This is a genomic window from Nakamurella sp. (genome assembly GCF_048594475.1).
Taxonomy (GTDB): Bacteria; Actinomycetota; Actinomycetes; order Mycobacteriales; family Nakamurellaceae; genus Nakamurella.
On the sequence record NZ_JBMDXT010000282.1, the window covers coordinates 1 to 11,900 of the forward strand.

At 71.7% G+C, this 11,900-nt stretch carries 13 protein-coding genes and 1 pseudogene; 5 read left to right on the forward strand and 9 right to left on the reverse strand.

Annotated features, from left to right (window positions below; genetic code table 11):
• Nucleotides 1-704 (forward strand): LysR substrate-binding domain-containing protein (locus ACOJUF_RS13110; protein ID WP_420122284.1); only part of this gene is annotated, 704 nt, incomplete at its 5' end.
• 3 nt (nt 705-707) lie between these two features.
• Complete coding sequence (locus ACOJUF_RS13115) at nt 708-1,133, forward strand: VOC family protein (RefSeq protein ID WP_420122285.1); 426 nt, start codon at nt 708-710, stop codon at nt 1,131-1,133.
• Here the strand turns inward: ACOJUF_RS13115 and ACOJUF_RS13120 are convergent.
• The 4 genes from ACOJUF_RS13120 to ACOJUF_RS13135 are packed head-to-tail and all read right to left on the reverse strand — an operon-like array spanning nt 1,126 to nt 5,655.
• Nucleotides 1,126-1,923 carry an HAD family hydrolase gene (locus ACOJUF_RS13120; RefSeq protein ID WP_420122286.1) on the reverse strand — a complete coding sequence of 266 codons (798 nt, stop codon included), beginning with the start codon at nt 1,921-1,923 and terminating at the stop codon, nt 1,126-1,128. The genes ACOJUF_RS13115 and ACOJUF_RS13120 overlap by 8 nt on opposite strands.
• Before the next feature lie 5 nt (nt 1,924-1,928).
• Nucleotides 1,929-3,056, reverse strand: coding sequence for a cysteine protease StiP family protein (locus ACOJUF_RS13125; protein ID WP_420122295.1), 1,128 nt, complete (start codon nt 3,054-3,056; stop codon nt 1,929-1,931).
• A 14-nt stretch (nt 3,057-3,070) separates the two neighbouring features.
• Nucleotides 3,071-4,456: a phosphoribosyltransferase domain-containing protein gene (locus ACOJUF_RS13130; RefSeq protein WP_420122287.1), complete on the reverse strand. Its 1,386-nt coding sequence runs from the start codon at nt 4,454-4,456 to the stop codon at nt 3,071-3,073.
• Between the two features lie 20 nt (nt 4,457-4,476).
• Nucleotides 4,477-5,655 carry an HpcH/HpaI aldolase/citrate lyase family protein gene (locus ACOJUF_RS13135; RefSeq protein WP_420122288.1) on the reverse strand — a complete coding sequence of 393 codons (1,179 nt, stop codon included), beginning with the start codon at nt 5,653-5,655 and terminating at the stop codon, nt 4,477-4,479.
• Between the two features lie 205 nt (nt 5,656-5,860).
• Between ACOJUF_RS13135 and ACOJUF_RS13140 the strand changes: the two genes are divergently transcribed.
• From ACOJUF_RS13140 to ACOJUF_RS13150, 3 genes are all read left to right on the forward strand, one after another.
• The gene (locus ACOJUF_RS13140) at nt 5,861-6,436 is read left to right on the forward strand and encodes a TerD family protein (protein ID WP_395728205.1); all 576 of its coding nucleotides are present in this window, start codon (nt 5,861-5,863) and stop codon (nt 6,434-6,436) included.
• A gap of 98 nt (nt 6,437-6,534) precedes the next feature.
• On the forward strand, nt 6,535-7,662 hold the full coding sequence (locus tag ACOJUF_RS13145) for a DUF475 domain-containing protein (protein ID WP_420122289.1): 1,128 nt from the start codon (nt 6,535-6,537) through the stop codon (nt 7,660-7,662).
• Nucleotides 7,663-7,756: 94 nt separating this feature from the next.
• On the forward strand, nt 7,757-8,455 hold the full coding sequence (locus tag ACOJUF_RS13150; protein ID WP_420122290.1) for a TerD family protein: 699 nt from the start codon (nt 7,757-7,759) through the stop codon (nt 8,453-8,455).
• 35 nt (nt 8,456-8,490) lie between these two features.
• Here ACOJUF_RS13150 and ACOJUF_RS13155 read toward each other — a convergent pair whose 3' ends face one another.
• From ACOJUF_RS13155 to ACOJUF_RS13175, 5 genes and pseudogenes are all read right to left on the reverse strand, one after another.
• A complete protein-coding gene (locus tag ACOJUF_RS13155; RefSeq protein WP_420122291.1) occupies nt 8,491-8,946 on the reverse strand; it encodes a tellurite resistance TerB family protein in 456 nt (151 codons plus the stop codon).
• A gap of 191 nt (nt 8,947-9,137) precedes the next feature.
• Complete coding sequence (locus ACOJUF_RS13160) at nt 9,138-9,719, reverse strand: TerD family protein (protein ID WP_420122292.1); 582 nt, start codon at nt 9,717-9,719, stop codon at nt 9,138-9,140.
• Nucleotides 9,720-9,748: 29 nt separating this feature from the next.
• The gene (locus ACOJUF_RS13165) at nt 9,749-10,324 is read right to left on the reverse strand and encodes a TerD family protein (RefSeq protein WP_420122293.1); all 576 of its coding nucleotides are present in this window, start codon (nt 10,322-10,324) and stop codon (nt 9,749-9,751) included.
• Between the two features lie 83 nt (nt 10,325-10,407).
• On the reverse strand, nt 10,408-10,986 hold the full coding sequence (locus tag ACOJUF_RS13170; RefSeq protein ID WP_420122294.1) for a TerD family protein: 579 nt from the start codon (nt 10,984-10,986) through the stop codon (nt 10,408-10,410).
• A gap of 82 nt (nt 10,987-11,068) precedes the next feature.
• Nucleotides 11,069-11,900: pseudogene (locus ACOJUF_RS13175) on the reverse strand (hypothetical protein); the annotation flags it as partial.

Consider the following 11,900-nt stretch of genomic DNA (forward strand, 5'->3'; position numbering starts at 1 on the left):
GGCACGGCATGATCGGGACGGCGGCGGCCGCACCGCTCGTCGCCGACGCGCTCGTCACGAACCACCGACGCCATCCCGCGGCCGACGACACCGACGAGCACACCGGCAGCGCCGACATGGACGGCCGCATCCGTGGCGGCGAGCTGGACCTGGCCCTGCTCGGCCTGTTCCCCGACCAGCTGCCGGCCGACCTGTCCCACCGCGTGCTGACGGTGGAGCCGCTGGTCGCGGCGTTCCCACCCGGCCACCGGCTGGCCGACTCGGCCGATCCGGTCACGCCGGGCGACCTGGCGGGTGAGGAGTTCGTGGAGATGCGGCCCGAGTCCGGACTGCGGCACCAGGTCGACGCCGCCTTCGCCCGGGCGGGTGTGACGCGCCCGATCGCGTTCGAGCTGAGCACGTCGGACAACGTGGTCCGGTTCGTCCACCTCGGGTTCGGGGTGGCCCTGGTGCCACGGTCGGCGACGACCGGCCGGGGCGTGGCCGTCCGGCCGCTGACCGACCCCGACGCCCGGCACCCGGTCAGCCTCGTTCATCGCTCGCCGGCGCCGTCGTCGCCGGCCGCCCGGGCGTTCCTGGAACTGCTCGACCGCGCACACGCCGACGCGGAAACGTGGACGATCGATCGTCGACGTTCCCGATACGTCGGTCGCGTCTCCGCGGGAACGGTCGAGCCGGTGTCGGACCCGGTTCGTAACCTCTGACCCATGGCATACACATTTCAGGTGGCCGTCGACAGCTCCGATCCGCACGCCCTGGCCGACTGGTGGGCCGATGCCCTGCACTGGCAGGTCGAGCCCAGCGACGAGGCCTTCATCCGGAAGATGATCGACGCCGGCTACGCCTCGGAGGCGGACACCACCACCCACCGTGGCGTCCTGGTCTGGCGCGAGGGCCAGGCCATCACCAACCCGGACGGCGGAACGCCGCGCCTGCTCTTCCAGCTCGTGCCGGAGGCCAAGACGGTGAAGAACCGGATCCATCTGGACATCCGGGTGGGTGAGGAGAACGTGGAGAAGGAGGTCGCGCGGCTGACCGCGGCCGGGGCCCGGGAGTTGTGGCGCGGGCGGCAGGGACCGCACTGGTGGGTCACCATGGCCGACCCCGAGGACAACGAGTTCTGCGTCAGCTGACCTGCGCAGCGAGCCAGCGGACGATCTCCTCGCCGGCGAGCGCACCGATCCCCGCGGTGACCCGCACATGCGGCGCCGTCCACCCGTTCTCGTGCAGTTCGCCGTGCGCGGGCCGGATCCCGTCGTGGGCCGCCGCCAGCATCCCGGCGTCCAGCGCACCGTCCCCGGCCGCCAGCAGCCGGGTGGCGCCGACCCGCCGCATGATCTCGGCGACCGCCGCCTCCTTGGTCAGCGCGGCGGGCAGGGCATAGATCTTGCGACCCTGCATCGACACGACCCAGTCGCGTTCGGCGCTCCACGCGGTCAGGTCGGCCATGAAATGCCGGGGCAGGGCGCCGAGCTCGACCACCAGGTAGCAGAAGAGGTCGTCCGCGATCCGGCGGCTGCGCACCCACGAGGCGTCCGTCCGGGCGTCGATGTGCCCGACCACCTGCTCCAGGGTCGCGCCGGCGGCGGCGATCCGCTCCTGCACCCCGGCCCGCCAGCCGGCGTCGGGAACGCCGTCGCACAGGATGTGCCCGCCGTTGCTGACCACCGCGAACGGCGCCGGCCCCCCGGGCAACCGCACCCGGCCGAACTGGTCCGGTGTCCTGGTCGTCGTCGGCACGACGACGGCGGCGGCGCGAAGCCCGGCCAGCAGCCGATGGGCGGCCGCGGTCATGAACGACTGCGGGCGGCCCTGCAGCATTTCCACGCACACCAGGTCGGCGGCGGCCGCAGTACCGGCGGCGGCCGCGGCGGCCGAGAAGATCAGCGTGCGGTCCAGGTCGGACGCGATCACCGTCGTCATCCCGGTCAGCCCTCCCCGGTCTCGGCGCCGACCCGGCGGACCAGCCCGACGCAGGAGTACGCCAGGTCCGGCACCACCTCGACCGGCACCCCCCGGTCGGCGGCCAGCAGCCGCAGGTGCTCGTGGTCGGGATGGTCCGGCTCGCGGACCAGGATCTTCCATGGCACCCGGCGCAGCAGGACCCGGGTCGCCTCGCCGACGCCGGGCTTGACGAAGTTGACCGAGTCGATCCCGTAACGGACGCGGATCTCCTCCACCGCCGCCCACCCGGCGAAGGTGACCGCCCGATCCGAAGCGGCCAGCGCGGGCGCCTGCGCCCGGACCCGGTCGACGACGTCGTCGAACCGCGCGGACACCGCGTCCAGGAAGCCGCGGGACACGTCACGGTCGGCGAACTCGGCGTAGAACTTCGCGCCGTGGAAATCCCCGGGACCGATCAGCTCCCGGTTGAGCACGGTGCGGGAGACCAGGCCCGACACCGTCGAGTTCAGGCAGGCCGACGCGATGAGGAAGTCGTCGCGGGTACCGAAGGTCCGGACGCAGTGCCCGGGATCGGCGAGCACGGCCAGGTCGTCGGAGAACGCGGGGCCGCCCGCCGCCCGGACGCCGTCCAGGGCCGCGGTGAGCTCCTTGGCGATCGCCCCCTTGCCGGTCCAGCCGTCGACGAAGACCACGCCCGCCGGGTCGTGGTGGGCGGCCAGCCAGCGCAGCGCCACCTCGTCGATCCCCCGGGCCCGGACGATGGACACCGCGTAGTGCGGCAGGTCCCGATCGTGGAACCGCCGGGCCCATCGCCGCATCAGGATGCCGATGGGCGTGCCGGCCCGGGCCAGCGAGGCCAGCACCACCTCCGGTCCACGCTCGGCCAGCACTAGCTCGGTCACCGCGCCGACCGCCTCGGCCAGCCGGGCCGCGGACCCGGCCAGGATCGTGTCGTACAGGGCCTGGTAGGCCGGGTCGGGCTGGTACTCCACCGGCAGCGATTCGGCGTAGTGCGCGCGGCCGGCCTGGATCGCCGCCTCCCGCGACGCCGCGTCGGCCTCCAGGTCGACCGCCGACAGGTCGGTGAGCAGCCAGGCCACCTCGTCGGTGCGGTAGCTGCCGAAGGCCGGCCCGGTCAGCGGCGCGGGCAGCGCCGAGGCCTCGGTCATCCGGCGACCGCCGTCAACCGGGTCAGCACGACCGGCGTCCGGGTCGCCCGGGCCACCGACGCGGCGACCCCGGCCGGCCCGTCCACGGCATGCCCGTCGTCGACCACGACGATCAGGTCGGCCTCACCGCCGCCGGCGGTGTCCGGCCAGCCGGCGTTGTACACGTGCCGCCCGACCCGGTCGGAGCTGCCCGGTTCCGGCGCCGAGGTGAAGTCGATCCGCCGCCGGATCGGATACCCAGGTTCGTCGATCGCGTGCACCGGGGACCGGGTCGTCGATTGGAACGCGGTCGCCCGGCCGGCCGTGCGCAGGGCCAGCGCCAGCCGCAGCGGCAGGTACATCAGCTCCTCGGTGCCCAGGACGAGCACCCGTCGGGCGTCACCGCAGTGGCGGGCCAGCGCGTCCGCGGCCGCCCTGACGGTCGCGTCGAACTCCACCCGGTCGGCGGCGACGAAGCCGTGCCGACCGCCGTGCGGCAGCCGCGCCGGCCAGGGCAGCGACACCGCCCGGACCGTTCCGGGTGGTGTACCACCGTCGCCGGCCGGGGCGCCGGGCGCCGTCCCGTCCAGGTCACGCGCGACCCGCTCGGCGGTGCCGTCCGGCACCCGCACCGCCCCCCGGGTCAGCGCGACGACGTCGATGCGGCAGCCCAGGCGGTCGGCCAGCTCGGCGCGGACGCCGTCGGAGGCGAGCGAGCGGACGTCGACCAGCCCGGCCAGCACGTACACCGGACGCGGGTACCGGGCGTGCAGGGCCTCGATCACGTTGAGCGCGGTCCGCCCGGTGGACAGTTCGTCGTCGACGAGCACCAGCGGTCCGTCGCCGGCCAGGGTCAGCCGCCCGTCCGGCCGGAGCAGGTGGTCGGTGGCGTGCGAGTGCGACTCGACGAACCCCGCGGCCACCGGCACCGGCCCGTCGGCGCGGCGGGTGGAGTGCAGGTAGGGCGCACCGAGCTGGTCGGCGACCAGGTGCCCGAGTGAGGTCGCGGTCTCGGCGAACCCGAGGGTCACCACGCCGGGCGCCGGGGCGGGCCCGGGCAGGGCGGCCGTCAGCCGGTCCGGATCGGCACCGCGGACGGCGGCCGCCGCGGCCGGGGCCCACTCCGCGGGTGGTCCCGGCTCCCCGGCCATCCGGGCCGCGACCAGCGCCCCGAGCAGCCGGCCGGTGCCGGCGACGACCCGCGGGTCGACCGGGAGGTGCTTGCCGAGCACGGTGGACACCAGCAACTGGGCCCGCTTGGGGTTGCGCCGCAGCGCGATGCGGGTCAGGTCGTTCATGCTCAGGCCGACCGACCAGGGGCCGGCCGGGCCGTCCGTCACCTCGATGCCGTACCGCCGGGCCGCCCAGGACGGCACCGCCGGCACCGACGGCCCCGACGGCACCGACGCAGCTGACGGCCCGGTCACCCGGCCGCCCGCAGCTCGGACTGCTGCACCGCGGTGAGGATGTCGATGTGCGAGATGCCGGCGGCGGCCGCCCCGAAGACCCGCGCCCGCAGCAGGGTGCGCTCGGCCCAGTTCCGGTGGGGTCGCATCTCGTTCATCTTGTTCCGGTACCCGGACGCGCGGACCCCGCCGTGCGCGGAATCCGGCTCGACGATGTCCAGCGCATCCAGGTACTCCTCGTGCGGCACGACGGCCAGGGCGTGCACGGGGGCGATGTGCGACGGGTGGATGACCGACTTGCCGGTGAGGCCGTTGGCCCGGTCCAGGATGATCTCGCGCATGAGCCCGTCCAGGTCGCGGCTCATCAGCGCCTGCCGCAGCTCGTCGGCGTGCCGCTCGACGAACGGGGTCTGGCGCAGCTGCGGGCGCAGGATCCGCTCGTGGTTGGCGAAGTACTCCCAGACCGGGCCGGTGATGGCGAACCCGGTGCCGTCGGTCCGGCCCAGCTGGTTGACGACCTGGGTGATCAGGTCGGCGGCCACCCCGACGTCGTAGATCGACAGGTCCCGGTCCCGGCGGATCCCGAACAGTCCGCACAGGTCGGTCGCGCCGATCCGCACGGTGAGCACGTGGGACCGGTACCGGTCGAGCAGCTCCCGGATGCCGACCAGTTCGGCCTCCCGGGTCTCCCGATAGAGCACCTCCCGGGTCTCCAGCACCGGCATCGCGTACACCGGGTGGGCCGACCGGGCGTCGATCTCGGTGACCGCCTGCAGGTACTCCTCGCCGGTCTTGGTGGAGAATTTCGGCAGCACGAAACCGCTCACGATCCGCTGGCCGGGTCCGAGCGCGAGCATCAGCTCGCGGATCTGCGCGGCCGTGCGGACCCGGACGAACACCAGGCTGTCCGGCGGGTCCTGCCCCAGTTCGGACAGCACCGCCCCGGTGGAGCTCACCGCCGCCTCCACCGCCGGGTCGGCGATGGCGTCCTCCAGGTCGATGACCATCGAGCGGGCCCCGTGGGCCGCCCGCCGGCGCACCGTGCTGGCCAGGTCGTCCCGCGTCGCCGGCACGTACAGGGTCGCGCCCAGGGCATGGGCCAGCACGGACCGCTCGCTGTCCCGCTCGAACGCCGCGGGCGCGTGGTGGAACAGCTCCTGGCGAACGCCATCGGCCAGCTGGTCGAAGTGCCGCATCGTCCTCCTGTCGGGTGGTGCCCGGCCTGTCGGGTTGAGCGCCGGCTGCGGGTCGGGAACTCTGTACCCGCATCGGGAGTTCGCTCAACGGATGCCGTGAGCGCCTGCGCGCAGGGTAACCGGCCCGTCCGACACGGCGGGTGAACGGACGACGAACAGACGATCGAGCCGATCGGCCCGATCAGCCAGAAGAGGGGAACCAAGCATGGGTGTGAGCCTGACCAAGGGCGGCAACGTCTCGCTGACGAAGGCCGCTCCCGGCCTGAAGGCGGTGTCCGTCGGCCTCGGCTGGGACGTCCGCTCGACGACCGGTGACGACTTCGACCTGGACGCCAGCGCGCTCGGACTGGACCCCAACCACCGGATCGTGGCCGACGACTACTTCGTGTTCTTCAACAACACCAGCTCGCCCGACGGGTCCATCGTGCACCAGGGCGACAACCTGACCGGCGAGGGCGAGGGCGACGACGAGGTCATCAACGTCGACCTGCCGTCGGTGCCCGCGACCGTCGATTCCATCGTGTTCCCGGTCTCGATCTACGACGCCGAGACCCGCGGGCAGTCCTTCGGCCAGGTGCGCAACGCCTTCATCCGGGTGGTCGACCAGGCCAACGGCAACGAGCTGGCCCGGTACGACCTGTCCGAGGACGCCTCGACCGAGACCGCCATGGTCTTCGGCGAGCTGTACCGCAACGGGGCCGAATGGAAGTTCCGCGCGATCGGTCAGGGCTACGCTTCTGGCCTGGCGGGCATCGCCCGCGACTTCGGAGTCAACATCTGATCCACGCTCGTTGCGCAGGACGGGCTGCGGTCGGTCGCGCTCCGGGGTGACCCCGGCCCACCGCGCCCACCGCGCCCGTCCGTCGTGGAGAGGCCTTCGTGCATCTCAAAATCTTCATGTGGTCGTACATCGTCACCGCAATCTCCCTCGTGGTGGCGTTCATCTACGGCAGCTGGTCCGCCGTCGTGCTGTGCGCGATCCTCGGCGTGCTCGAGGTCTCGCTGTCGTTCGACAACGCCGTCATCAACGCCACCATCCTCGAACGGATGAGCGACTTCTGGCAGAAGATGTTCCTGACGGTGGGCATCGTCATCGCCGTCTTCGGCATGCGCCTGCTCCTGCCGCTGCTCATCGTCTACTTCGCGGCCGGCCTGAACCCGGTCGAGGCGTTCCAGTTGGCGATGAACCCGCCGGCCGACGACGCCGCGTACTTCCCCGACGGCTCCCCCAGCTACGAGACGCTGCTGACCGACGCGCATCCGATCATCGCCGCGTTCGGTGGCATGTTCCTGCTCATGCTGTTCCTCAACTGGCTGTTCGAGGAGAAGGAGCACACCTGGCTGACCTGGCTGGAGCGGCCCCTGGCCAAGGCCGGCCGGCTGGACTCCATGGCCATCCTGGTCGCCTGCCTGATCTTGCTGATCACCTCCGAGACGCTGGCCGAGGACGCCGAGACGGTGCTGTTCGCCGGGCTCACCGGCCTGGTGGTCTACCTCGCCGTGAACGGCCTCGGCACGTTCTTCGAGAACGCCGAACATCCGGACGAGGAGGCCGAGCACGACGTCGACCACGAGCCGGCGGCGGCCAGTCGCAACAGCAAGCTCGTCAAGGCGACCGGCAAGGCCGGCTTCTTCCTGTTCCTCTACCTGGAGGTGCTGGACGCGTCGTTCTCCTTCGACGGCGTCATCGGCGCGTTCGCCATCACCTCCGACCCGATCATCATCGCGCTGGGCCTGGGCCTGATCGGCGCGATGTTCGTCCGGTCGCTGACCGTGTTCCTGGTCCGCAAGGGCACCCTGTCGGAGTACGTGTACCTGGAGCACGGCGCGCACTGGGCGATCGGCGCGCTGGCGATCATCCTGTTCATCTCGATCGGCGTGCACATCAGCGAGTTCATCACCGGCCTGCTGGGTGTCGCGTTCATCGGCGCCGCCCTGTGGAGCAGCATCCGGCGCAACAAGCGGCTCCGGGCGCGCGGCGAGGAAGTGGGCACCATCCACGCCTGACCCGACCGGGGCCCTCCCCGGCCCCATCGGCACCGGCACCGACACCGACACCGACACCGACACCGACAGCACTCTGGAAGGACGACGCGGTCCCATGGCCATCGACTACACCAAGCGCCCACAGCAGCCCCCGGCCGCCCCGGCGGCGCCGTCCGGGACCGGCAAGGTGATCCTGACCAAGGGCGCGCCGAAGGTGTCGCTGACCAAGTCCGGCGCGGTCGGCGGCACGGCGCGGGTCAACCTCAACTGGTCGACCGGCGCGCCGCCGCCGGCCGCTCCCGGTGGCGGCTTCTTCTCGAAGCTGAAGGCGGCCGCCGCGGCTCCGGCCGGCGGCGTCGACCTCGACCTGGGTTGCCTGTACGAGTTGGGCGACGGCCGCAAGGGCGTCATCCAGGCCCTGGGCAATTCGTTCGGGGCGTTGAACGCGCCGCCGTGGATCCAGCTCGACGGGGACGACCGTACCGGCGGGGTCGTCGGCGGCGAGAACATGTCGATCAATCTCGGCGCGCCGGGCCGGTTCCGCCGGGTGTTGATCTTCGCGATGATCTACGAGGGCGCCCCCAACTGGGCGGCGGTGGACGGGATGGTCACCCTGACCTCGGCCGCCGGCCAGTCGTTCGAGGTGCGCCTGGACGATCCGGACCCGGGGGCCCGGATGTGCGCGGTCGCCCAGCTGGTGGAGTCCGCGGGCGAACTGGTCTTCCAGCGGGAGGTTCGGTACATCCAGGGCGGCCAGATGGCCCTGGACCGGGCCTACAACTGGGGGATGAACTGGCAGGCCGGGCGCAAGTAGCGCCCGGCCCCGGCCGGTCTGCTCGGCCGGCGAGGTCAGACGTCGAACTCGGTCGGCGCGATGCCGACCGCGTTGCACGCCTCGCGCACCGCGGCCCGCTCCTGCGGGTCGAAGTTGCCGTCCGACCCGCCGATGATGATGCCGAGCTGGATGACGGCCCGCGCCTGATCCGGCTTGTTCCGCAGCTTGCCGATGGTGGCGATCGCCTCGATCTTGCCGAACTCGAAGTCGCCGGCCAGCTTGCTGCAGTACCAGTCGAACTTCTGCTGCAGCTCGTCCGGCGGGAAGACCGCGAGCACCGAGTTGGTCCGGATGAAGCCGGCCGTCTTGGCCTGCTCCGCCGGATCGATCGACCCGTCGGCCGCCGCGATCAGCGCGCACATCGCCATGCTGCCGTTGGCGAACTCCTTGTTCTTGAACTGACCGGCCTTGGTGGTCAGCTGGCTGTTCATCTCCTTGGTCCTGGCCTTGAGCGAATCCCAGAACGCCATCGCGAAACTCCCTTGGGTGTCGACGCCGATGCGGTTGTCGCGGCACCGGACCCGGGTCCGACCGCACCGCCTCCGGCTAACGAACCTCGGCCCCGAGAGGTTCCGCCCGGCACCCTCCCCGCCGGCCCCAGTGTGCAGAAAGTGCCCCCAAACCTGCGGGTTGGGGGCACTTTCTGCACACTCGACGCGCGTCAGAACGACTGCGCCGCCAGCGGAACGAGTTGGTCGGCGGTGCGGGCGTTGCCGGGGGTGCCGATCGCCGTGAACGTCCAACCGGCGCCCTGCCGGGACACCCGGGCCATGACGACGGCGGTGTGCGTGCCGGACCCGGTGAGCTGGTAGCGGACCAGTTCCTTGTCGCGGTCGGCCGAGTCGACGACGCGGGCGAAGGCGTTCTCGATCTGGGAGAAGTTCTGCCCGCTGTACGAACTGACGACGAACACGATGTGCGCCACCTGGGGCGAGACCCGCGGCAGATCAACTATGATCGACTCGTCGTCGCCGTCGCCGGCCCCGGTGAGGTTGTCGCCGGTGTGGATCAGGGAGTTGTCGGCCGACCGCAGGTTGCCGTAGTAGACGACATCGAGAACCCGCTTGTCCGCGGCGAACAGGATCGCGGACGCGTCGAGATCGACCGAGACCTCCTTCGTGCCACCGAACAGGCCCTTCTTCTTGATCGCGTCCCAGCCCAGGCCCATCCGCACCTGCGACAGTGACCCCCCGCTGTCCTTGACCAGGCTGACCGTCTGTCCCTTGGTCAGGTTCACACCCACGTCGCTGCTGTCCCTTCCCTCGTCCGGCGTCAGAGGTTGACGCCGTAGTCCTTCGCGATGCCGGCCAGCCCGCTGGAATAGCCCTGACCGATCGCCCGGAACTTCCAGTCGGCCCCGTTCCGGTACAGCTCGCCGAAGACCATCGCGGTCTCGATCGAGGCGTCCTCGGACAGGTCGTACCGGGCCAGCTCACTGTTGTCGGCGGCATTGACCACCCGGATGTAGGCGTTGCGCACCTGTCCGAAGGTGATGCCGGTGGTCTCCGCGTCATAGATCGAGGCCAGGAAGACCACCTTGTCCAGCTGGGCCGGGGCGCTGGACAGGTCGACCGCGACGACCTCGTCGTCGCCGGCGCCCTCACCGGTCCGGTTGTCCCCCAGGTGCTCGATCGCCCCTTCCGGCGAGCGGGTCTGGTTGAAGAAGATGAAATAGTCGTTGGAGACCACGGTGCCGGACGCCGCGCAGCCGAGCGCGCTGGCATCCAGGTCGAACTTGTCCCCGGTGGTGGTGCGGGCGTCCCAGCCCAGGCCGACCAGAACCTTGGTCAGCCCCGGTGCCGCCTTGGTCAGCGACAGGTTCCCGCCCTTGACCAGACTGATGCCCATGCGTCCAGCTCCTTCGGTGCCATCGGTCCCGGCGCCGGACCCACCGGCGCATCCGGGAACGACCCTACTGGCGGGCCATCGGATCAGCCCACGTTGACGCCGAAGTCCTTGGCGATGCCGGCCAGCCCGCTGGCGTAGCCCTGGCCGATCGCCCGGAACTTCCACTCGCCGTTGTGGCGGTACACCTCGCCGAAGACCATTGCCGTCTCCACCGACGCGTCCTCGGTCAGGTCGTAACGGGCCAGCTCGACGTCGTTGGCCAGGTTCACCACCCGGATGTAGGCGTTGCGGACCTGGCCGAACGACTGCCGGCGGCTCTCGGCGTCGTAGATGGACACCGTGATGACGATCGAGACCGCCTGGGGCGGAACGCTCTTGAGGTCGATATTGATGACCTCGTCGTCGCCGTCGCCCTCCCCGGTGAGGTTGTCGCCCTGATGCTCGATCGAACCGTCCGGGGACCTGAGGTTGTTGAAGAAGACGAACCACTCGTCGGACAGGATCTTGTGGTTGTCGCCCAGCGCGAGGGCGCTGGCGTCCAGGTCGAAATCGTCGCCCGCGGTGGACCGCACGTCCCAGCCCAGGCCGACGGCGATGGCCGTCAGGTTCGGCGCGGCCTTGGTCAGGCTGACGTTCCCGCCCTTGCTCAAACTCACGCCCATCGACGTCGCTCCTCGCTTCAGATGTGCCGCGGAAAGGTGTTCGTGTGTCGTCCCCACCGGCCACCCTACTGGTCGGCTCCGGTCAGTCGATCGGGGTCGCGTCGTCCACCCAGCTGATCCGGTCGAAGCCGTACCCGCGGCAGGCGTCGCGAATCGTCGGGGCGATCAGGTCCATCTCGGACCGGACGACGAGCTCGCCGCCGACGTTGTACACCGACGCCAGGACCGCGACGGCCGGCGCCGGGGCGAGGTCGATCGGCATCTCGATGCGGTCGCCGCCGAACGTCGTGGCGATCAGCGTGCCGCCCCACTGCAGCGGCTGCCCGTCACCGGAGAACGCATACACGACAAGCCGTTCCAGATCGTCAACCTGGCGCAGGTCCACCGCGATGCGCTCGTACTCCGACCGGGTGGCGACCATGATCGGGCGGCGGGTCTCTCCGGGCGGCGCGTACCGGCGCCCGGCCTGGTGCTGCACGGTGGACGCACGGCCCGAGCGGAGCTGGTAGGCGCACCCCAGCCGCAGGTCGCCCGCCGCCGCGGTGACGACCGCCTCGAACGTCAGCGTGCCCACGCCCGACTGCACGCGAGTGAGGGTGACGGTCGGCCGCCGCGGGCTCAGCGTCGTCGGCACCCCGGCCGTGATCCGTGGCTCCACCCAGGTCGAGTCCGGCCGGCGCAGGCCGGGCGGCGCACTCACCGGCGGCGCGGTGCCGGCTGCCGGGGCGGTGGCCGGGCCGCCCAGGTCGAGCGAGGTCGACCCGGCCGCCGAGCCGCCGGGCGCTGGGCGCAGCGGCGCCGCGCCCAGATCCAGCGAGGTGCTGCCGGACGGTGCCGCGGCCGGCCGGGGCGGCGCGGCCGGCGGACCACCCAGATCCAAGGAGGTCGCGCCCGGCGGCGGGGACGGCCGGGGG

Coding starts and splice junctions, on each gene's coding strand:
- ACOJUF_RS13115 (WP_420122285.1), top strand. CDS start 708: ATGGCATACACATTTCAGGTGGCCGTCGACAGCTCCGATCCGCACGCC.
- ACOJUF_RS13120 (WP_420122286.1), bottom strand. CDS start 1,923: ATGACGACGGTGATCGCGTCCGACCTGGACCGCACGCTGATCTTCTCG.
- ACOJUF_RS13135 (WP_420122288.1), bottom strand. CDS start 5,655: ATGCGGCACTTCGACCAGCTGGCCGATGGCGTTCGCCAGGAGCTGTTC.
- ACOJUF_RS13140 (WP_395728205.1), top strand. CDS start 5,861: ATGGGTGTGAGCCTGACCAAGGGCGGCAACGTCTCGCTGACGAAGGCC.
- ACOJUF_RS13150 (WP_420122290.1), top strand. CDS start 7,757: ATGGCCATCGACTACACCAAGCGCCCACAGCAGCCCCCGGCCGCCCCG.
- ACOJUF_RS13155 (WP_420122291.1), bottom strand. CDS start 8,946: ATGGCGTTCTGGGATTCGCTCAAGGCCAGGACCAAGGAGATGAACAGC.
- ACOJUF_RS13165 (WP_420122293.1), bottom strand. CDS start 10,324: ATGGGCATCAGTCTGGTCAAGGGCGGGAACCTGTCGCTGACCAAGGCG.
- ACOJUF_RS13170 (WP_420122294.1), bottom strand. CDS start 10,986: ATGGGCGTGAGTTTGAGCAAGGGCGGGAACGTCAGCCTGACCAAGGCC.